This is a genomic window from Pseudomonas sp. JBR1 (assembly GCF_028198185.1).
Classification (GTDB): domain Bacteria; phylum Pseudomonadota; class Gammaproteobacteria; order Pseudomonadales; family Pseudomonadaceae; genus Chryseomonas; species Chryseomonas oryzihabitans_E.
This window is the reverse complement of record NZ_CP116340.1, coordinates 172,331-192,674: the sequence shown is the minus strand read 5'-3', so window position 1 is coordinate 192,674 and position 20,344 is coordinate 172,331. Positions and strand designations below refer to the sequence as shown.

22 protein-coding genes are annotated in these 20,344 nt (G+C 66.4%); 6 read left to right on the top strand and 16 right to left on the bottom strand.

The genetic code is table 11. The features are described 5' to 3' along the window. Nucleotides 1-4: 4 nt before the first annotated feature. The 11 genes from astE to PJ259_RS00885 all read right to left on the bottom strand — a co-directional run bounded on the left by astE (nucleotide 5) and on the right by PJ259_RS00885 (nucleotide 11,674). Nucleotides 5-1,012, bottom strand: coding sequence for a succinylglutamate desuccinylase (gene astE, locus PJ259_RS00935; protein ID WP_037063295.1), 1,008 nt, complete (start codon nucleotides 1,010-1,012; stop codon nucleotides 5-7). A 37-nt stretch (nucleotides 1,013-1,049) separates the two neighbouring features. Further along, nucleotides 1,050-1,346 carry a hypothetical protein gene (locus PJ259_RS00930; RefSeq protein WP_017639699.1) on the bottom strand — a complete coding sequence of 99 codons (297 nt, stop codon included), beginning with the start codon at nucleotides 1,344-1,346 and terminating at the stop codon, nucleotides 1,050-1,052. A 14-nt stretch (nucleotides 1,347-1,360) separates the two neighbouring features. After that, on the bottom strand, nucleotides 1,361-2,722 hold the full coding sequence (gene astB / locus PJ259_RS00925) for an N-succinylarginine dihydrolase (protein WP_271654390.1): 1,362 nt from the start codon (nucleotides 2,720-2,722) through the stop codon (nucleotides 1,361-1,363). Next, on the bottom strand, nucleotides 2,719-4,182 hold the full coding sequence (gene astD / locus PJ259_RS00920; protein WP_271654389.1) for a succinylglutamate-semialdehyde dehydrogenase: 1,464 nt from the start codon (nucleotides 4,180-4,182) through the stop codon (nucleotides 2,719-2,721). Before astD ends, astB begins: the two co-directional genes overlap by 4 nt. 9 nt (nucleotides 4,183-4,191) lie before the next feature. Next, entirely contained in the window at nucleotides 4,192-5,199 is a 1,008-nt protein-coding gene (astA, locus tag PJ259_RS00915) for an arginine N-succinyltransferase (protein WP_068385481.1), read from the bottom strand. 26 nt (nucleotides 5,200-5,225) lie between these two features. Further along, nucleotides 5,226-6,245 (bottom strand): arginine/ornithine succinyltransferase subunit alpha, encoded by a 1,020-nt coding sequence (gene aruF, locus PJ259_RS00910; protein WP_271654388.1) that lies wholly within the window; start codon nucleotides 6,243-6,245, stop codon nucleotides 5,226-5,228. 62 nt (nucleotides 6,246-6,307) lie between these two features. Beyond that, nucleotides 6,308-7,528: an aspartate aminotransferase family protein gene (locus PJ259_RS00905; protein WP_271654387.1), complete on the bottom strand. Its 1,221-nt coding sequence runs from the start codon at nucleotides 7,526-7,528 to the stop codon at nucleotides 6,308-6,310. 186 nt (nucleotides 7,529-7,714) lie between these two features. Continuing rightward, a complete protein-coding gene (locus PJ259_RS00900; protein ID WP_017639693.1) occupies nucleotides 7,715-8,179 on the bottom strand; it encodes a glycine zipper 2TM domain-containing protein in 465 nt (154 codons plus the stop codon). Between the two features lie 271 nt (nucleotides 8,180-8,450). Further along, complete coding sequence (gene pdxH, locus PJ259_RS00895) at nucleotides 8,451-9,098, bottom strand: pyridoxamine 5'-phosphate oxidase (RefSeq protein ID WP_271654386.1); 648 nt, start codon at nucleotides 9,096-9,098, stop codon at nucleotides 8,451-8,453. Between the two features lie 82 nt (nucleotides 9,099-9,180). Continuing rightward, the gene (locus tag PJ259_RS00890; protein ID WP_271654385.1) at nucleotides 9,181-10,023 is read right to left on the bottom strand and encodes an OmpA family protein; all 843 of its coding nucleotides are present in this window, start codon (nucleotides 10,021-10,023) and stop codon (nucleotides 9,181-9,183) included. Between the two features lie 418 nt (nucleotides 10,024-10,441). Then, entirely contained in the window at nucleotides 10,442-11,674 is a 1,233-nt protein-coding gene (locus PJ259_RS00885; protein ID WP_271654384.1) for a glutamate carboxypeptidase, read from the bottom strand. A gap of 231 nt (nucleotides 11,675-11,905) precedes the next feature. On the opposite strand from PJ259_RS00885, the gene PJ259_RS00880 reads away from it, so the two are divergent. After that, nucleotides 11,906-12,325 carry a hypothetical protein gene (locus PJ259_RS00880; RefSeq protein ID WP_271654383.1) on the top strand — a complete coding sequence of 140 codons (420 nt, stop codon included), beginning with the start codon at nucleotides 11,906-11,908 and terminating at the stop codon, nucleotides 12,323-12,325. A gap of 208 nt (nucleotides 12,326-12,533) precedes the next feature. Next, nucleotides 12,534-13,103, top strand: a complete 570-nt coding sequence (locus tag PJ259_RS00875; protein WP_174523131.1) for an NYN domain-containing protein — start codon at nucleotides 12,534-12,536, stop codon at nucleotides 13,101-13,103. Between the two features lie 18 nt (nucleotides 13,104-13,121). Here the strand turns inward: PJ259_RS00875 and PJ259_RS00870 are convergent, their stop codons facing one another. The 4 genes from PJ259_RS00870 to PJ259_RS00855 form a co-directional block, all read right to left on the bottom strand. Continuing rightward, the gene (locus PJ259_RS00870; RefSeq protein ID WP_271654382.1) at nucleotides 13,122-14,267 is read right to left on the bottom strand and encodes a serine hydrolase domain-containing protein; all 1,146 of its coding nucleotides are present in this window, start codon (nucleotides 14,265-14,267) and stop codon (nucleotides 13,122-13,124) included. Nucleotides 14,268-14,460: 193 nt separating this feature from the next. Continuing rightward, a complete protein-coding gene (dinG, locus tag PJ259_RS00865; protein WP_271654381.1) occupies nucleotides 14,461-16,605 on the bottom strand; it encodes an ATP-dependent DNA helicase DinG in 2,145 nt (714 codons plus the stop codon). A gap of 135 nt (nucleotides 16,606-16,740) precedes the next feature. Next, nucleotides 16,741-17,001: a DUF1145 domain-containing protein gene (locus tag PJ259_RS00860; RefSeq protein WP_059314277.1), complete on the bottom strand. Its 261-nt coding sequence runs from the start codon at nucleotides 16,999-17,001 to the stop codon at nucleotides 16,741-16,743. A 90-nt stretch (nucleotides 17,002-17,091) separates the two neighbouring features. Continuing rightward, nucleotides 17,092-17,745, bottom strand: a complete 654-nt coding sequence (locus PJ259_RS00855; protein ID WP_026083574.1) for an OmpA family protein — start codon at nucleotides 17,743-17,745, stop codon at nucleotides 17,092-17,094. Between the two features lie 135 nt (nucleotides 17,746-17,880). On the opposite strand from PJ259_RS00855, the gene PJ259_RS00850 reads away from it, so the two are divergent. Both PJ259_RS00850 and PJ259_RS00845 read left to right on the top strand, forming a co-directional pair. Beyond that, nucleotides 17,881-18,378, top strand: a complete 498-nt coding sequence (locus tag PJ259_RS00850) for a DUF6231 family protein (protein ID WP_059314276.1) — start codon at nucleotides 17,881-17,883, stop codon at nucleotides 18,376-18,378. Between the two features lie 10 nt (nucleotides 18,379-18,388). Further along, nucleotides 18,389-18,853 carry a YchJ family protein gene (locus PJ259_RS00845; RefSeq protein WP_442964867.1) on the top strand — a complete coding sequence of 155 codons (465 nt, stop codon included), beginning with the start codon at nucleotides 18,389-18,391 and terminating at the stop codon, nucleotides 18,851-18,853. Between the two features lie 5 nt (nucleotides 18,854-18,858). Here the strand turns inward: PJ259_RS00845 and PJ259_RS00840 are convergent, their stop codons facing one another. Beyond that, the gene (locus PJ259_RS00840; protein ID WP_059314274.1) at nucleotides 18,859-19,434 is read right to left on the bottom strand and encodes a hypothetical protein; all 576 of its coding nucleotides are present in this window, start codon (nucleotides 19,432-19,434) and stop codon (nucleotides 18,859-18,861) included. 168 nt (nucleotides 19,435-19,602) lie between these two features. Between PJ259_RS00840 and PJ259_RS00835 the strand changes: the two genes are divergently transcribed. Further along, nucleotides 19,603-20,085: an LEA type 2 family protein gene (locus tag PJ259_RS00835; protein WP_059314273.1), complete on the top strand. Its 483-nt coding sequence runs from the start codon at nucleotides 19,603-19,605 to the stop codon at nucleotides 20,083-20,085. Between the two features lies 1 nt (nucleotide 20,086). Beyond that, nucleotides 20,087-20,284, top strand: a complete 198-nt coding sequence (locus PJ259_RS00830) for an SEC-C metal-binding domain-containing protein (RefSeq protein WP_271654379.1) — start codon at nucleotides 20,087-20,089, stop codon at nucleotides 20,282-20,284. Nucleotides 20,285-20,344: the final 60 nt, after the last annotated feature.

The following is a 20,344-nucleotide window of genomic DNA, read 5'->3' as shown; positions in this document are numbered from 1 at the left end:
CTCCTTATGCCGGGACCACGATGAGCCCGGCCCGCAGGCCGACGGCGACCTTGGGGTTGGGGAAGATGATGCGCGCCTCGGCCTCGTCGACGATCCAGCGCTCGCTGCCATCCTCGGCCAGCAGCGAACCCTGGCGCAGCGGCGAGAAGTTGGCCACGTCGTCGGCCAGGTGCAGCTGGAAGCGCGGACTGGACTTGTACACCTGGCGCGCGACCCGGAATCTCAGCAGCGAGGAATCCGGCGGCGGCAGTTCGGCTTCACGGCCTTCGATCAGGGCTTCGAGCAGCAACCGCAGGCGGCTCAGGTCGAGTTCGCTGTTCTCGCCGAAGGGACGGGCCTGGCCCAGCTCCAGGGTCAGGGCTTCGGCCTGGCATTCGGCGTAGGTGTAGGCGCTGAAGGTGATACCGGGTTTGTCATAGAGCAGCACGGCTTCGATGCCGGCGGCTTCCAGGCGCTGCAACTCGGCTTCCGAATGCTCGCGCCCGGCACTCCAGGGATAGAGGGCGAAGCGCGGCAGCGCCGAGGCGCGCAGCGCGGTGTGCAAGTCGTAGTGCAGTCGGGCCCGATCGGGCTTGCTGAAGAACTGCGCGGACAGGCGCTCGAGATCGTTGGCACGTTGGGCCTCGGAGCCTTCGGCCTGGGCATGGCGACCGTTGAACAGACGATTCAGATCCTGCTCGACATAGCGGGTGCCGCGGCGCATGGCATCGGGATTGCCGAACATGAACAGCATTCGGCAGGCAGGACGCAGGGCTCCGCTGGCGATGCCGCCGAGCAACTCGTCGAGCAGTTCCATGGGCGCCGTCTCGTTGCCATGAATACCCGCCGAGAGCAGCAGGTCCAGGTGGTTGTCGCGCGCCACCGGCGGAGTGACTTCCAGCACGCCTTCGGTCAGCCAGTGGAGACGGGTGCCGTCGGCAGTCAGTTGAATCTTCTCGGTCGGCTCGCGGCCGGCCAGGGTCAGGTCCAGCAGGCGGCCAAGCGCCAACCGATAACGTTCAGATGCAGCCATGCTCTACTCCGCTGAGCGACGTGTCGGAGCTAGATACTCAATGATCGTGGCCGCAACCGCAATCGGCGTCATGCACATGATTCTCATCGCCTTCGTCGGCGAAGGTCTCCAGGGCGATGGACAGCCCCAGGGCATTGAGGGCCTGGGGCCGCAGCACCAGGACCGGGGTCTGCTCTTCGTCGTCCTGGGAGTCGGCGAAGATGTTGAGACCGCCGCTGCCGTCGGCTTCCAGCCAGAGGTCGCGGCCGGCCAGGCGGATGGCCAGGCGCTGGACTTGCAGCGTCTGCTGCTCGTCGGCGGTAGGTTCGAGGATCAGGTCGAGACGGTTGCTCATGGAAACTCCGGGCGTCAGGGCAATTGAAAGGGATAGACCGAGCCAAGGCCCAGCAATTGGGTCAGCTCGTCGAGGGCGGTGCGGACCTCGCCCAGCAGCTGAGGATCGGCGAGATCCGCAGGCGCCAGGCGGTCACGATAGTGGCGATCCACCCAATCGAGCAGTTGGGCGTGCAGCGTCGGCGTGAAGCGCACCCCTGGATTCACCGCCGCCAGTTCGTCGGGCTTGAGGGCCACCCGCAACCGCAGGCAGGCGGGTCCGCCGCCGTTCTGCATGCTTTGCTTGAGATCGAACACCTTGACCTCGCCCAGGGGCCCCGCGCTATTGACCTGGGCCTGCAGGTAGTTCCACACCGCCGGATTCTGCCGGCACTCATCGGGTACCACTAGCAGCGCGCCCTGCCCTGGCCGATCCAGCAACTGGCTGTTGAACAGGTAGGAACGCACGGCGTCGCCGACGCTGATCTCACTGCGGCGCACGCAGAGGCGCTGCAGCTGGCCGCCGCGCCTGGCGAGCTTGCCTTGCAGTTCGTCCAGCACGCGGTCGCTGTCGAGAAAGGCGTCTTCGTGGTGGAACAGCACCTGGGCGTTGCCCACCGAGATGACGTCGTTGTGGAAAACGCCCTGGTCCACCACCGCCGGATTCTGCTGGGCGAACACCACGCCCTCCTCGCTCAGCCCGTGCAGCCGGGCGATGGCCTGGGAGGCTTCCAGGGTCTGGCGCGCCGGATAGCGATGGGGCTCGGGATAGCGCGGATCGAAGGCGCTACGGCCAAAGACGAAGAACTCCACGCCCGGGGCACCGTGGTCGTGGCTGAAGCGGGTGTGGTTGGCTGCGCCCTCGTCGCCGAACTGGGCCACCGAGGGCAGCGGCGCATGGTGCTGGAAATGCGCGGGATCGCGAAACATCGCCTGGAGGATGCGCGCCGTGGTGGTCGGTTCGAGGCTGCGGTGAAATTTGCAGGCCAGGTTGGCCGGGGTGAAATGCACCCGGCCATCATGGGTGTCGGCGCTGGGGCTGACGGTGGCGGCGTTGGCGGTCCACATGGCCGAGGCGGAGCTGGCGGACAGCAGCAGCGGCAAGGCTTCGCGCGCGGCGCTTTCCAGCACCTGGGCATCACTGCCGGCGAAGCCCAGGCGGCGCAAGGAGGCGATGTCGGGCCGCTCGTGGGGGGCCAGCACACCCTGCTCGAAACCCAGCTCCATCAGCGCCTGCATCTTGGCCAGGCCCTGACGCGCCGCCTCGCGCGGATTCGAACACTGCTGCTTGCTGGCCTGGGAGGCCACGTTGCCATAGGACAGGCCCGCATAGTTGTGGGTCGGACCGACCAGGCCGTCGAAGTTGACCTCCCGAGCAGCGAGAGCGAGGTGACTCATAGGTGTAATCCTGGGGGCAATTGGGCAGGCAGGCTCAGGGCTTCGCTTTCCAGCGAGGCGACCGGGAAGGCGCAGTAGTCCGCGGCGTAGTAGGCGCTGGGACGATGATTGCCGGAGGCGCCGACGCCGCCGAAGGGCGCCGCGCTGGCCGCCCCGGTAAGCGGACGATTCCAGTTGACGATGCCGGCGCGCACGCCCTGCCAGAACCGTTCGTAGGTGGCCGGATCGTCGGCCAGCAACCCGGCCGCGAGGCCGAAGCGGGTGGCGTTGGCCAGCACCAAGGCATGGTCGAAGTCCGTATAGCGCTGGACCTGCAGCAGCGGCCCGAAGACTTCCTCATCGGGCAACTCAGAGATCCCCGAGACATCGAGGATGCCCGGGGTAAGCAGCGCGCGCGCCGCATCCGGCTGACGCATCTCCAGCAGCGCGCGGCCACCCTGCGCCAGGCGCTGGGCCTGGGCCTGCAGCAAGGTCTTGGCGGTGGTCAGCGAAATGACGGTGCCCATGAAGGGCGCCGGCTCCGCATCGAAGCGGCCGATCCTGAGACCGGCGCTGACGCCTACCAGACGCGCCAGCAGGGCGTCGCCCCAGGCCCCCTGGGGCAGGATCAGGCGGCGCGCGCAGGTGCAGCGTTGGCCGGCAGAGAGAAAGGCAGACTGGGCGATGGTGACCACGGCCGCGTCCAGATCGGCCACTGGCGCGACCATCAGGGGATTGTTGCCGCCCATCTCCAGGGCCAGCAGCCGCTGCGGACGGTCCGCATTGAGGCGGTGCAGGGCCGCGCCCGTGGCGCTGGAACCGGTGAAGAGGATACCGTCCAGACCGGGATGCGCGCCCAGGGCCTCACCCGTGGCGCGCCCCCCTTGAATCAGGTTGAGCACGCCCGCTGGCAGCCCGGCGGCGATCCAGCAGTCCAGGGTCAGGGCAGCGAAGCGCGGCGTCAGCTCGCTAGGCTTGAACACCAGCGTATTGCCGGCCAGCAGCGCTGGCACGATATGCCCATTGGGCAGATGGCCGGGAAAATTGTAGGGGCCAAAGACCGCCAGGACGCCATGGGGACGATGGCGCGTCACGCTGCGGGCATCGGCTACCGTCGCCGCACGTTCGCCGCTGCGCGCGGCTTCCGCCTGGGCGGAGATGGCCACCTTGGCGATCATGCTGCCGATCTCGGTATCGGCTTCCCACAGGGGTTTGCCGGTCTCCTCGGCCAGGGCGCGCCCCAGGGTTGCACGGCGAGCCTGCAGCACCTGGGCAAAGGCCTGCAGGATGGCCAGACGAGCGGCCGGCCCGCGGCTTTCCCAGGTCGGAAAGGCCTCGCGCGCGGCGGCAATGGCCTGATCGACGTCGTCCGCGTCCGCCGCCGCGCCCTGCCAGAGCGGGATGCCGTCATAGGGATCGACGGAGCTGAATACCTCGCCCCGCCCGGGGCGCCACTGACCAGCGATATAGAGGCTATCCATGACGTCTCCTCAAGGCATCAGGCGCACGGCGCGCACCTGGGCGCCAGCCATCAGCCGCAGCTCGCGGGCGGTGGCCAGGTCGACCACCAGGGTGCCGGCCGCCAGGCGAGCACGGGCGCTGGTGATGCGGCAGTCCTGACATTTGCGGTTGTGGATCAGATAGACCTCGGCGTCATCGCCAGGCGTACCCACCGCCAGCACCAGGCGCTGGCTGTCACGGATCGCCCGCACCTTGGTGGTTTCCGCCTCCAGGGTCGGGCCAGCGTCGAAGATGTCGACGTAGCCCTGGTAGTTGAAGCCCTCGGCCTCCAGCAGCCGACGAGCCGCCTCGGTGTCCGGGTGCACCCGCCCGATCACCTGACGCGCCTCTTGCGACAGGAAGCAGGTGTACAGCGGAAAGCGCGGCATGAGTTCGGCGATGAAGCCGCGGTTGCCGATGCCGGTGAGATAGTCCGCTTGGGAGAATTCCATCTTGAAGAAATGCCGGCCCAGGCCCTCCCAGAACGGCGACTGGCCGTTACCGTCGGACATGCCGCGCAATTCGGCGATGATGCGCTCGGCGAACAGCTCGCGAAACTCGGCGATGAACAGGAAGCGCGACTTGGACAGCAGCCGCCCGGCGGCCCCACCACGGCGATCGGCGCGCAGGAACAGCGAGCAGAGCTCGGAGCTGCCGGTCATGTCGTTGGCCAGGAACAGCGTGGGAATCTGCCGGTGGATGTCCAGTTCACGCGAGGCGCTCACCGTCAGGCCGACCCGGTAGTTGTACCAGGGCTCGCGCAGCCCCAGGGCGGCGGCGATCCCGGCGATGCCGATGACCTCACCCTCGTCTTCCAGGGCAAAGAGATAGTCGGCATCGGCAGGCTGCGCCTGCTGCAGGAAACTGCGTTCGGCGTTTTCCACCCGCTGCGCCAGGCGTTCTTCGCTGGCGGGCAGCGTGGTGAGACCGGCACCGGCCGCTTGCGCCAGTTGCAGCAGCGCGGGCACATCGGCACGGGTAACGGGACGGACGATCATCGGACCTCCAAAGACGCTAGGGTCGGCTACAGCGCTACCAGACGAACCCGGTCGCCTTCGGCGATCTCCAGGGTGGCGATCTGCTCGGGGGAAAGGACGACGGACTCACCGGGAGTCCAGCGCAGTGGCGTGGCCAGCGCCCGGAAATTCTCCAGGCCATCGTTGGCGATCAGGAACCAGGGCGCGTCCTCGGGCGCCGCTGCGCCCTCGCTCACCGGTGCGAGACGGCTCTCGGCGATGGACCGGATGGCCGTGGTGCGGGCGTGCAAGGTCGGGCCGCCATCGAAGATGTCGATGTAGTTGTCGGTCTCGAAGCCTTCGCGACTGAGGATGTCGAAGGTGATCTGCGCGCGCGGGTGCACCTGGCCCATGGCTTCCTGAGCACTGTCGGGCAGCAGGGGCACATAGAGCGGATAGGTCGGCATCAACTCGGCGAGAAAGGTGCGGCTCCTCTGCCCGGACAGCCGCTCGGCGGTGGTGTAGTCCAGGTCGAAGAAGTTACGCCCTACCCCGTTCCAGAACGGCGATTCGCCGTCATCGTCCGCCAGGCCGACGATCTCCACCACCACCGTCTCGGCGAAACGCGCCGGGTGGGCGGCCATGAACAGCAGCCGGGCACGGGAGTTGAGTTCGGCGTGGGGGGTGTCGAGCAGCGGGCGCTGGACATAGAAGCTGCTCAGCACGCTGTTGCCGGTCAGGTCGTGACAGAGCGACAGCACATGCACCTTGTTGTGGATCTTCAGCTCGCGCGAGGCATGGATGAAGGTCTCGTTGCGAAAGCTGTAGAAGGGTTCGGAGAAGCCCGCCGAGGCGACGATGGCCGAACAGCCCAGCAGCTCGCCGCTGGTGGTGTCTTCGAGCACGAAGAAATAGCTCTCCTCGCCATGAAAGCCCACCTCGGCCGCCAGCGACGACTCCGAGGTGCGGATCTTGTCGCGCAACCGTTCGGGGTTGTCGGGCAGCGAGGTGACGCCAACCGGGCTATCCGCGGCGAGCCGCTGGACCAGGGGCAGATCCGCCGCGCGCGCAGGGCGCATTACCAGCATGAGAACTCCTTGTGTACGGATCCATCCCTGGATGACAGCGGTACGCGTCCCGCGTCCGGAGATTAGCCTTGGGTGAGGCGCGCCAGGGCGCGATCCAGGCGGGCCAGGCCTTCGTCGATGTCCGCCTCGGGGATGATCAGGCTTGGTGCCATGCGCAGCACGTCCGGGCCGGCCTGGAGGATCATCAGGCCTTCCTCGTTGGCGGCGGTGACGATGTCCTTGGCACGCCCCTTCCAGCTGTCGTTGAGCACCGCGCCGATCAGCAGACCCAGGCCGCGAACCTGCTCGAACAGGCTATAGCGGGCGTTGAGCTGCTCCAGACCGGCGACAAAGCGCTGATGGCGAGAGGCTACGCCAGCCAGGGTTTCCGGCGTGGCGACGATGTCCAGCAGCGCAGCGCCCACGGCGCAGCCCAGCGGATTGCCGCCGTAGGTGCTGCCATGCACGCCCGCGCTGAAATGCTGGGCGACCTTGTCGGTGGTCAGCATGGCCGCCAGCGGGAAGCCACCGCCGATGCTCTTGGCGGTGGTGAGGATGTCCGGCACCACGCCATAGTGCTGGTAGGCATAGAGATGACCGCTACGACCGACGCCGCTCTGCACCTCGTCGAAGATCAACAGCGCGCCCTGGGCGTCGCACAGGCGGCGGGCGCCTTCGAGGTAGGCCTGGTCGGCCGGCAGCACGCCGCCCTCGCCCTGGATGGGTTCGAGGATGACGGCGCAGGTCTTGTCCGACACCACGGCTTCGAGAGCGGCCAGGTCGTTGAAGGGCACATGGCGGATGCCTTCGATCTTGGGACCGAAACCATCGGAATACTTGGGCTGGCCACCGACGCTGACGGTGAACAGGGTACGGCCGTGGAAGCTGTTGGTGGCGGCGACGATCTCGTAGCGGCTGCCGCCGCTGACGTCATGGCCATAGCGCCGGGCCAGCTTGCAGGCCGCCTCGTTGGCTTCGGCGCCGGAGTTGGCGAAGAACACCCGGTCGGCGAAGGTGTGATCCACCAGCTTGCGCGCCAGACGCAGGGCGGGCTCGTTGGTGTAGATGTTGGAGACGTGCCAGAGCTTGCCGGCCTGCTCGGTCAGGGCGTTGATCAGCGCCGGATGGCCATGGCCCAGGGCGCTGACGGCGATGCCGCCGGCGAAATCCACGTACTCGCGATCGGCCTGGTCCCAGACGCGGGAGCCCTCTCCTCGCACCGGAATGAACGCGGCAGGGGCGTAGGTCGGGACCATCACCTCATCGAAGGCGGCGCGTTGCACGTTGGGTTGAGAAGCGGACATCGGGGTTTCTCCTGCCGATCACGGCGGTGACTGAGGGGGATTGTAGGACGACCTCCGAGCGCGGCATTGCGCCCAGGCGACAACTATTTACGGGCGAAAACGCAAACGGGTGTCCGATTCGCAGTCTAGCGATTCGGACACCCGCTCTGGAAGGGCATGGACGTACCCGAAGGTACGTCAGGCCGATCAGTTGGGCGCGACGCGGCTGGTGCCGTTCACGGTCAGGATGCGCACCCGCTCGCCGACGCGGAAGATCTCGCCCTTGTTGACCGCCTGCACATAGGCACGCGAGCCGCCGTCGTCTTCCTTCACGGTGATCTCGACGCCATTGGCCTTGGTGAAGCCCTCTTCGGTGGCCGAGCCCAGCAGACCGCCGGCGACCGCACCGATGATGGCGGTCACGAAACTGCCACGCCCGCCGCCGATGGCACTGCCGCCAATGCCGCCTACCACGGCGCCAGCACCGGCACCGATGGGCGACTTGGTGCCTTCGATGGTGACCGGGCGCAGCGCGGTGATGGTACCGGTGCGGACGGTCTGTACCTGCCTGGCCTCATCGCGCGAATAGACGTCGCCGGACTGATCGGATGCGCAGCCTGCCAGCAGGGCGACGGCGGTCAGGGAAGCGGCGAGTTGTAGGACTCTGTTCATGAGGCAACTCCAAAGGCAGATGAAAGACAGGGGGCCGCAGTGGGCGGACCTCAAGATACGGATCGCTATTATCCTTGACCCAGGGCATCCGGGGAGGTTTCCGGCGACTGTAACGACGGTACCTTGCGAACGCCTTAAGAATGGCCAGCAAAACGGCTGCGCGTCCATCCCGGCAGGCCTGGGCAATGCCCGGAATCCCTGAGTACCGCTGGTACCGCAGCGGCGGCGCGCAGCGCGTATCCGCTTGCTGCCCGTTCGCGAGGCGACCGTCCTACGGCGCCAGTCGCTGGCGCTGCCACCCGTCTTCGGTGCGCTGGTAGTCCAGGCGATCATGCAGGCGACTGGAGCGCCCCTGCCAGAATTCGATGCGCTGCGGCTTGAGGCGATAACCACCCCAGAACGGCGGGCGACTGGGTTCACCGTCGACGAACCGCTGCTGCACCTCGGTCAAGCGCTGCTCCAGCTCATAGCGATTGGCGATGACCTGGCTCTGCGGCGAAGCCCAGGCGCCGAGGCGACTGCCCAGCGGGCGGACCCGGTAGTAGGCATCGGACTCCTCGGCGGAGACCTGCTCCACCAGCCCCTCGATCCGCACCTGACGCTCCAGCGCCGGCCAGAAGAAGGTCATGGCCGCCCGCGGCTGAGCCGCCAGTTGCTGGCCCTTGGCGCTGCCGTAGTTGGTATAGAAGACGAAGCCCTGGGCATCGACGCCCTTGAGCAGCAACACGCGGCAATGGGGTTGCCCTTCGCTATCGACGGTGGCGAGCCAGCAGGCATTGGCTTCGACGGGCGGCTGCTCGGTGCGCACCGCCTCTTCGAACCACTGCCCGAAGAGGGCATAGGGATCAGCGGGTGCCTGGGCTTCGGTCAGGCCGTCGCGGGTGTAGTCGCGACGCATATCGGCGAGGGACGGTGACATGGAGGTCTCCTGCTAGGTCGGTATCGACCTAGCTTAACCAAGTCCCGCCCCGCTCGCCTGCTTCAGGACAAGCTTTGCCGACCTAGCGGGTAGCCAGGGACTGCAGGCTGGCCAGCACGGTCGCGCGCGGCTGGATGAGCACCTCGACCCGGCGATTGACGGCGCGGCCGGCGGCGGTGGTGTTGTCGGCACGCGGGTGGGCCGCAGCCAGGCCACGCACGATGAGGCGATTGCCGGTGTAGCCGCTGAGACGGAAGATCGCCGCCACGGCCTGGGCCCGCTGCAGGCTGATCTTGTCGTTGAGCGCGGCAGTGCCAGTGCTGTCGCTGAAGCCGAGTACGATGACGGCGCTATCTTGGTCAACGCTCACCGACTTGGCCGAGCGGGACAGCGGGCCGAGCATCACCGGCAGCAGCATCTCCGCGCGATCCGGGTTGAAGGAGCTGTCGACCGGTGCCACCAGCACCAGGGCATCGTCACGACGTTCGATCTTGACGTTGCTGCCGGCCACGGCGACGCGCAGCTTCTGCTCATGATCGTCCAGCCAGGCCTTGCTGACCTTGACGGGTACTGGCTTGAGGGCCTCGGCCTTGGCCATCGGCTTGGCCTCTTCGCTACCGAAGGGCCACCACCAGTGACCACCCTTCTCTCCCGCAGCGGTCTGCTCCGGCTTGGCCGCCGGCGCCTTGGCCGCAACCTTGACCTCGGCCTTGGGCTCGGCGGCCTTGGCGACCGGCTTCACCGGCTCGGCGGGTTTTTCACTGCCGCCGAAGGGCCACCACCAGTGCGCGCCACTGGCGGCAGTGCTGGCCTGGGCATTGCCCGGCTTGGCAGGCGCGGCGGCCTGGTCGCCCTGGCCCTGGAAGGAACTGCAGGCGGACACGCCCATGCAGAGAATGAGGGTGGTGGATTTGATCAGCTTCATGCAAAGTTTCCCATCGGCAAGCCGGAGGACAGAGTGAATCCAACGCCCCGGCCAGAGCCGGCGGCGCGAGTGAACTTAAAGTAGTTTCGAGATTGTGGCCGCAAACCTACGCGGGGCAAAGCGGTGGAGTCACGAAATTTACCTGTATGCCGACCAATGGCAGGATTGCCGGGCCTCCATCGGCTACCGGCGCCTTGCCGTCGGCCGGCCATCCCACGCACGTCACGACCGCCGACTGCCAGGCGCAGGTCGTCGACAGTCGCTCACGGCTGAGCTGATTTCTGCACGAGATCAGGATTTGACGGCAGGTGCGAAGGGCTAGCGCACGATCCCTGGCGGCAGCCGCTGCCTGGTTACAGAGGTGGGGAAACCGGTGCCACAGGCACCGGTCTTGCGAGAGGCAATGCCTGGGGCGCCGTCACTGCGCCTTCGACAGTTCCACCAGCATCCGCGTGAGCAGATAGATGCGCGGCGTGACGCTGTCCAGCTCGACATACTCCTCGGGGGTATGCAGCTTGCCACCGACGATGCCGAAACCGTCCAGGGTGGGAACCCCGGCGCCCGCCGCGATGCTGGCATCCGCCGCGCCGCCGCTGCCTTCGACGGTCAGGGTACGACCCAGCTCTCCGTAGATGCCCTGGGCCATGGCCAGGAGCTTGTCGCTTGCCGGAGTCTGAGGCATCGGCGGCAGGCCGCGCTCCAGGCGGGTGGTCACTTCAGTGTCGGCGACCTGCTTGGTGGCGGCGATCCGTGCCAGGTCCCGCTCGACCCGGTCGAATTCCTCCGGCAAGGCAGCGCGCACGTCAGCCTTGGCGATGGCGTGGTCAGGAATCACGTTGATGCGCTCACCGGCATTGATCACGGTGAAGTTGACGGAGGTCTTCTTCTCCGCGTCGCCCAGGTTGCCCAGCTGCAATACCTGGTGCGCCACCTCGGTGGCGGCGTTGCGTCCCAATTCCGGGGCGACCCCCGCGTGGGACGACCTGCCCTTGACCTCCACCACGGCGGTGGCGCTGCCCTTGCGCCATATCACCAGGCCGTCGCCCGGACGCCCCGGCTCCAGGTTCAGCGTCACGTCATGCTGCTTGGCGGTCTTGGCAATCAGGTCGGTGGCGGCCTGAGAGCCGGTTTCCTCGCTGGCATCCAGCAGCAGGGTGATCTGCCCATAGTCCTTGAAGTCGAGGCTCTTGAGGATGTCCAGGGCCGCCAGGGCGACCACGATGCCGCCCTTGTCATCGGACACACCCGGGCCATAGGCACGCTTTTCGTCGGTACGGTATGGCCGGGCCTTGGCCGTGCCTTCCTTGAATACGGTATCCATGTGCGCCAGCAAGAGGATCTTGGCCTTGCCGGTACCCTTGAAGGTCGCCACCAGATGCTGGCTCTTGTCCGGCGCGGTGTTGGGCACCTGTTGCACGGCGGCGCCGAGCTTTTTCAGTTCGGTGGTCAAGAGGGTGCCGACTTCGGTCAGCCCGGGCTCATACCCGGAGCCCGAATCGATGTTTACCAGTCGCTCCAGCAAGGTGAGGGTCGGTGCCTTGGCCTGCTCTGCCGCGGACTGGATGCGTTCGTCGAGGGCGGCGCTGGCAGGCAAGGCGATACAGCAGGTAAGAACGGCGGCGAGGGTGGTGCGGAAGAACGGAGCGGACATCGGGCATTCCTTGTTGGTATTGTTGGATTAGTCAGACAACTGTAGTCGGGACCGCGACCCAGGGGAAATCCGCGTGGCGCTTCGTCTCGTCAGCACGTACGAAGAGAGCCAACGCCCCCTTGTCGATAGCGCTAATTGAGTTCCCTGAACGCCAGGGTGATGATGGCGGGATCAATCGTCGGCGAAGGTCCGCTTCGCGGCAGGGCTGCCAGGCCAGCAGGAGGCTTGTTCATGGACGGATTCATCGATGTCGCGACGCTCAAGGACCTGGCCGTAAGGGCCGCAGCCATCACGCAGGACTGCCGCTGCGTGCAGCGGGATCTGGCGGGGTGGACTGCCTGGCCGGTGGGCTACCGGGAAACGGACTTCGCGCAGATCGGCACCCTGGCGCGTCATGCGCCCGAGGAGTCGATCATCGAGGAATATCACCCAGGCGCCACCCACTACTGGTCGAATGACGCGCCCATCGCTCCCCGGTTCTATCCCTACAACCAGAGCACGGTATGGCAGTGTCTTGGCTGCCAACGCCTCTACCTGCGCCATAACGATGACGGCGCCTACCATGTGGCACCGCGAATCCGTCTGTTGCAGAACGCCTTGATCGTCGATGCCGCGCACGCCAACGACGGTCGTGAAGCCAGGGCGACGTAAATCCGCTCGCCCCCCAGCGTCCAGGGCCGCTTTCCCGCCCGAGCGATCGCTCTAGATCACGGCGTTTGGATTCTCTTGTCGTTACCTGAGGCACAAACAGGGAATTAAGCCCACAATAGGCGCCGCGCATCCCGCGTGCGGGTGTGCGCCCATCAACGGTAACAGGCCTGGTCCCAGCAATACGATGCCAACTACAACTCGAACGGGCGTGGCGTGGTTCGTCGACGGCGCCTATGCACTGAGCGCCTGGAACGGCTCTGTATCCGGCGCCAAATTCGACTATCTAAAACTACGTCTTTTCATCGAGCAGGATGCGGGCGAACCCATAGGTGACGCCTACTACTTCAACTGCGATAGCGACCCACCCACCATCGCCCAGACCGGCTTCAACAAGTTCCTGAGCTCGGCCCCGCCCAAGGGCGCCGGACTGAGGGTCAAGCTCTACTGGCTGCAGACCAAGGCTCACGAATGGCCTGCGTCCGTGGGTGGCGGGCCGATCCTGCATCCGGTAACGGGCGAGCAGTACACGACCAAGAGCCAGAAGGGGGTCGATGTCGGCCTTGCGTTCAACCTGATGCGCTCCCATGCGAAACGCGGCTGGAAAAAGCTCTACCTGGTGGCCGGCGATGGCGACTTCCATGAGGTCGTCCAGTACCTGGTGGAAAACGAGGGCGTCGAGGTCACGGTGATCGGCGCGCACTTTTCCATCAGTGGCGAAATCGCGCCCTACGTCCGGGTGATTGAATTCCGCGATATCGAGGCGGCCATCGCCCGCTAGCCGCCTGTCGAGACGGCGTCAGAGGCACTCCCCCACCGCGCGCGCCAGGGCCTGGGCGCGCGGGTCCATCAACACATAGGGCCCCAGGGTGTTGGTGACGAAGCCGAAGGCCACCTCGCGCTCCGGGTCGGCGAAGCCGGTCGAACCGCCCGCCCCCGGATGGCCGAAGGCCTGAGGCCCAAGGCCATAGGTGGCGTTGGCTTGGTCCGGTTGATCGAGCATGAAGCCCAGGCCGAAGCGGGTCGGCGTCAAGAGCGTACGGTCTTCGCCCTGACTGTGCTCGCGCAGGGCCTCGCTCAGGGTTTCCCACTCCAGCAGATCGCCGGCCAGCAGACCGGCATAGAAGCCCGCCAGGCTGCGTGCATGGCCATGGCCGTTGGCGGCCGGCTGCTCGAAGCGGCGCCACTCGGCCTTGTTGGTGCTGGTGAGCACGCCGGATGGATTGCCGAAGGCCAGGGTCGGCAAGGCGCCCGGATCGCTCATGGTGGTCTTGAGCAGACGCTGCGCGGCGGCATCACCCAGCACCCCCTTGCCGCGTACGATATGGGCGACGCGCTCGTCTTCGCTCGTCGGCAGACCGATGTGGAAATCCAGACCCAGGCGCTCGGCGGTCCGGGCCACGATGGCCTCGCCCGGGCCACGGCCGTCGGCGCGACGGATCAGTTCACCCAGCAGCCAGCCAAAGGTGATAGGGGCATAGCCATGGGCGGTGCCGGGCGTCCACCAGGGTGCCTCGGCGGCGACCGCGGCGGTCATGGTGTCCCAGTCGTACAGGGCGTCACCCGCCAGGCGTTCGCGCAAGGCGGAGACGCCGGAGCGGTGGCTGAGCAATTGCCGCAGGGTGATGTCGGCCTTGCCGGCCGCAGCGAATGCCGGCCAGCGTTCGGCGACCGGGGCATCGAGGGCCAGCTTGCCCTCCTCGACCAACTGCAACGCCGCCACCGTGGTGAAGGCCTTGGTGCAGGAGAACAGATTGAGCAGGGTGTCGGTGTGCCACGGCGTCTGGCCGTCCTTGTCCGCCATCCCGCCCCAGAGATCCAGCACCGTTTCACCGCCGACCTGGACGCACAGCGCCGCGCCGCGGGTCTGGCCGGCGGCCAGCAACTCGGCGAAGGCCTCGCGGACGGATTCGAATCTCAGGTCGTGATAGCCGTGAACGGTCATGGGTTTTCCTTACTGGTGATGCTCTGGCGCCGTGGTCAGACGGTTCGCTGATACGGCCATTGCCAAAGGTCGCGGTAGGTCGGGTTGAGCGCAGCGAAGCCCAACAGCTGTTGCCTCGGCGCCGGATCTGTTGGGCTTCGACGATGGAACCGTCTCAGCCCAACCTACGAATTGGCGTAACCAAGGCCGCCAATTACTGAATCTCCCGCCGAAACGGCGGTAGCGCATTGAGGATGGCCTTGCCGTAGCGCTGGGTCACCAGGCGGCGATCCAGCAGCGAGATGGTGCCGCTGTCCTGCTCGGTACGCAGCAACCGGCCGCAGGCCTGGATCAGGCGCAGGGAGGCGTCGGGCACGGCGATCTCCATGAACGGATTGCCGCCGCGCGCCTCGATCCACTCGGCCAGGGCGGCTTCCACCGGATCGTCCGGCACGGCGAAGGGGATCTTGGCGATGACCACGTGCTCGCAGTAGGCACCGGGCAGGTCGACCCCTTCCGCAAAGCTGGCCAGACCGAACAGCACGCTAGCTTCGCCGTCATCGACGCGCTTCTTGTGCTTGTTGAGGGTCTCCTGCTTGGACAGGTTGCCCTGGATCAGCACCCGCTTGCGCCAGTCCCGCTCCAGGCCGTCGAAGACGTCCTGCATCTGCCGCCGCGAGGAAAACAGCACCAGGGCGCCACGGGCACCTTCGAGCATGGCTGGCAATTCGCGGACGATGGCGGCGGTGTGCTCGGCGGCATTGCGCGGATCCGCCTTCAGATCCGGCACCCGCAGCACCCCGGCTTCGGCGTGGCGGAACGGGCTGGGGACCACGGCGGTGGCCGCCGAGCGCGGCAGGCCGGATCTCATGCGGAAGCGGTCGAAGGTGCCGAGCGCGGTCAGGGTCGCGGAGGTCACCAGGGCGCCGAAGGCCACGTTCCATAGATGGCGACGCAGCATCTCGGCAGCCAGGATGGGGCTGGCGTTGACCTCGATGTCGTAGAGCGATCCCGTTTCGGCCAGGGTCATCCAGCGCGCCATGGGCGGGCTGTCTTCCGGGTCTTCGCAGGTGAAGGCCGTCCACAGCTCCCAGTTGCCCTGGGCGCGGGCCAGCAGGCTGCCAAACAGCGGATACCACTCCTCGGCCTGGTAGCTGGCGAGGCCGATGCTGGACTCGCCGTCCATGGCCTGCTTGAGCATCTCGGTCAGGCGGGTGAACAGGTCGGTGAGCTTGGCGAAGCCTTTCTTGAGCTCGATGCCCATTTCCCGCAGGTCTTCGGGAATGACCCCGCCGACGAAGCGATGGCGCGGCCGTTCCCGGCCTTCCATGTCCTCGCCGGCGCGGAAATCCGCCAGGGCCTCGCAGGCGGTGAACATGAACTGCTGCTGGGTCTTGATCTCCCGTGCCAGCTCCGGCACCTGCTCCACCAGCCGGCCGAGATCGCCGGGCAAGGGGTGTTGGGCGAGGAGCTTGGTGAGATTCTTGGCGATCTGCTCCAGCCACTCGGCGGTGGATCTCATCCGGGTGAAATGGGCGAAGTGACCGATGGCCTTGTCCGGTAGGTGGTGGCCTTCGTCGAACACATAGAGGGTGTCGCGCGGATCGGGCAGGATGGCGCCGCCACCCAGGGCCAGGTCGGCCAGCACCAGGTCATGGTTGGTGACGATGACATCGACCTTGGTCATGCCCTCACGCGCCCGGTAGAAGGCGCACTGCTGGAAATTCGGGCAGTGGCGATTGGTGCACTGGCTGTGGTCGGTGGTGATGCGCGACCACTGCACGTCTTCGATGGCTTCCGGCCAGCTGTCGCGGTCACCATCCCAGCGATTGCCGGCCAGGCGCTCGATCATCTTGCCGAACAGTTCGTTGGACGACTCGTCCACATCGATCTTGAAGCCGTCCTCGGCGAACAGCTGGGCGGTGGCGTTCTGTGCCTGGCCTTCCTGCAGCAGCATGTCCAGCTTGGACAGGCAGAGATAGCGCCCGCGCCCCTTGGCCAAGGCGAAACTGAAGGACAGCCCGCTGTTGCGCAGGATGTCCGGCAGGTCCTTGTGCACGATCTGCTCCTGCAGCGCCACCGTCGCCGTGGCGATCACCAGACGCTTGCCGGCAGCCTTGGCCGCGGGGATGGCGGCCAGGGCATAGGCCACGGTCTTGCCGGTACCCGTGCCCGCCTCCACCGCCACCACGGCCGGCTCACCTTCGCGGTGGCCCTCCCCGTCCTGGGTGATGGCGCCCAGGCCCTTGGCGGTTTCCGCGATCATCAGGCGCTGGCCATAGCGTGGCTTGAGCGACTTGGCTTCGAGGAAACGCGTGTAGGCGCCCTGGATCTGGGTCTTGAGTTCAGTGCTGAGCATGCCTGGTTCCGGGCGATGGCAAAGCAGCGCCACGTCCGGCGGACGAGCGCTGTATGCATCTACAGTAATGGATCTTGGGCGCTATGATAACGCGCCTGTCGTCAGGATGCGCCCAACGTTGTGGTCGCAGGCCGATCAGGCGCTCGGCAGCTGTGGGGGCAGGCGATGAAAGGCGCCAAAGATCAACAGGCTCACGCGGTCGAGCCAGGGGTGGCGACGCAGACGCAAGGCACGACGGCTGGCGAAGACTTCACCCAGGTGCAGCAGCAGCAGGGCCAGGGCGACCAGCGCGAGCAATTCGGGGAAGGGACGAGCGAGAGGCAGAGCGAGGGCAGCGGCTGCGGCGAGCCAGAACAGCAGAAGAAGAACTTTGCCGGTAAGGGACAGGGTTTTCATGGATTCCAGCAGGAGGACGAGATGGATCGGACCATAACGCCTATCGCCGGAAAAAGTAAAGGCGGCGGACCGAGGTCCGCCGCCCCTGCATCACTCGCGGTCGATCTGGATTTCGACGCGACGGTTGGTGGCACGGCCTTCAGCGGTCTCGTTGGTCGCGATCGGCTGACGCTCGCCCATGCCCTTCACGGACACGACGCTGGCCGCTGGCACACCGGCCTGGATCAGGTAGTTGCTGACCGACTTGGCACGACGCTCGGACAGACGCTGGTTGTAGGCATCGGTACCCTTGCTGTCGGTGTGACCGGTGATCGACAGACGGGTGCTGGCGGCTTCGCCACGCAGACGGCCGGCGATACCATCGAGCTGGGCACGGTCCTGCGGACTGACTTCAGCGGAGTCGAAGGCGAAGTGCAGGTCACGCGCGGTGATCACTTCCTGCTTGGGCAGCGGTGCCGGCGCGGGGGCCGGCGCGGGCGCCGGAGCCGGAGCGGGCTCCATGCGAGCGACCTGCTCGTTACCCTTGCCATGCACCCAGCAATAGGCGCCAGCGGTGGTGCCGATACCCAGGGCCGCCATGCCGGCGACGTTACCGCTCTGAGTAGCACCTGCCGCGCCGCCGACCAGCGCGCCTACCGCAGCGCACACCGGCCAATCGGATTTCTGTACGCCGCCCGCGCAACCGGCCAGCACGGTGCTTGCCAGGATGAGGGGTAAAGCTGTCCTTGCGATGCTCTTGCTCATGAAGGGTCTCCTATAGACCTGGTGCCGCGAGTTAGGCTCGTCTTTCGTTGTATTGCGCTGTCAGACTAATGGTGGCGTACACATCTTGACAACGCTGGTTGCTTAGTCAATCGCGATTTGATTAGGGTTCCCTTAATGGCAAAGATATTCTCGTCCCGTACCCCGCAAGAGGCTCTGGCAAGCTTGCTCGAGCACCATCGACCCACGCGCCTGCTGTGCGTGGCACGCGAACCCCTGCCGGCGTTGCAAGCCTATGTGGACGCCCACCCTCAGTGCCAGCTGCTGCACGCCTCGGCACCGCACGAGGACCCTACGCTGCTGGCCGAACGCTACGATCTGGTGATCGTTGCCGACTGCCTCGAACACCTGCCATTGCGCCAAGGCCGCGAATTGCTCGGCGGCCTGCGCAATTTCAACACCTCGCGGCTGGCCGTGCTGGTGGACCTGGCCGCCAGCGACTGGCAGGCGACGGATTTCTACGCCCTCGCCCTGCAGGCCAGCGAACGCTTCGCCCGCGAAGGCCAGGTGGTCACCCTGTTCAGCTATGATCTGCACGACTACAAGCAGGTCCCGGACTGGCTCAATGCCCGGTTCTGGGCCAATCCGCAGAATTTCGGCAAGTACTGGTGGTGAGATGCAATCCATGGCCACATGCCCCTGTGGCTCGGACCGCCCGCTCGGCGACTGTTGCGGTCCGTTCCATGAAGGCCTTCCGGCGCCCGATGCCGAACGGCTGATGCGCTCGCGCTACAGCGCCTACGTGCTGGGGCTGATCGACTACCTGGTTTCCACCACGGCGCCCGCGCAGCAGCAACAGCTGGACCGGGAGGCCCTGGCGGCCTGGAGCCTGGGCAGTCGCTGGCAGGGTTTGCAGGTGCTGGAGCATCGCCCCGAGCCAGGCGATGCGCAGCATGCCCGGGTCAGCTTCGTCGCACGCTGGGAGGATGGGCGCGGGGCCCATCGTCATGAAGAGCGCTCGGGCTTCGTCCAGCGCGAGGGCCGCTGGTACTTTCTCGACCCGACCGTGCGTCCCCTGCCGGGGCGCAATGATGCCTGCCTGTGCGGCAGTGGAGCCAAGTTCAAGAAGTGCTGTGCCGGTTTCCTGTAGACCGACTAGGGCTCTTCCCGGGCAAGCGTGAGGTGATCCGTGTCCGGAACCGCCACGGGCAGCGCTGCGGATGCTGGAGCCAGATCGCTACCCACCGGGGCCAGACTCAGGTGCGAGAGGTCAACCTGCGGGGGTGCCACCGGCGCGTTGTGATCCTGGAGATCGGCGCCCACCGGCGCCAGCCCGAAATCCGGCGCCTGGACATCGACGAAGGCAGCCATCACCGCATCCCGGGGCGCGACTGACAGTGACCCACGCTCGGCAGAGGATGGCGAGGACAGGGGTACAGGTGCCGGTGCTGGCTCTGCCCGGGTCTCGGTTGGCGCCGCCGCCGGCTCGACCGGCTCGGCCATGGGCGCGACCTCGACCAGCGCCCCGGCCTGGGCCAAGGTGGCGCGATAGCGCTCGGCCGTCGCCGCATCCAGGCGATTCTTGATGATCATGCGGCGACCGGAGAAAAGCACGGCGATGCGCTGTTCATCCGCCTGAAACAGTCGCATCAGATTCTGCCGGGTCTGCTGCGCATCGGCGCCGGCGATCAGCTCGCCGTGGAAGGCGATTTCATAGAGAACGGCGGACATGACGACCTCCTCGGTCACGGCAAGGGATGCAGGATGCAACGTCACGTCGGGCCGGTCCAGTCTGCGTGGTCGACTGGCCCCGCCGTTTTTTTGTTAGCCTGTGCCAAGCGGCCCCGACTTGTGCAGCAATCGGTGCTTGTTAAACTGCGCAGAAAACGGGAGTGCCGCATGCTTCGCCAGGCCTTGTTCATCACCCTGCTCGGCGTCTTGCTGAGCAGCCTTGGCGGTTGTACCTACATCGGGCACAACTACGAAGAACCCCAGGTCGAGCTGACCGGTGTCGAGCTGATCCGCGCCCGGCTCTGGAGCCAGGACTTCGTGCTGCACTTCCGCGTCCAGAACCCCAACGACAGCACCCTGCCCGTACGCAGCCTGGCCTATACGGTCTACCTGAACGACCTGCTGCTGTCCCAGGGCGTCACCAACCTGCACTCGTCGGTGCCAGCCAATGGTCGGCGCAGCTTCTCCGTACCGGTACAGACCAACCTGTGGCGCTACGTGAAGGACGTCGGTCGCATGCTGGAGAACCCCAACGAGCCGATCAACTACCGCCTGCGCGGCCGGGTGAAGACCGGCTGGCTGTTCGGCCGCAGTGTCCATTTTTCTCGCCAGGGGCAGTTCGTGCCTGGCGCCTACATCCCGGAGTTATGAGATGAACCAGCACGTCCACGGTCCCGATTGCAATCACGACCATGACCACGATCACGGCCATGCCAACCATGTGCACGGCCCGCACTGCAACCATGGCCATGCCCAGGAGCCGGTGCGCAATCCGCTGAAGGAAGTGGGTCGCAACGATCCCTGCCCCTGCGGCAGCGAGAAGAAATTCAAGAAGTGCCACGGCGCCTGAGTCCGTTTCTGTAGGTTGGGCTGAGGCGGCTCTATCGTCTGAGCCCAACCTAGCGGAGTC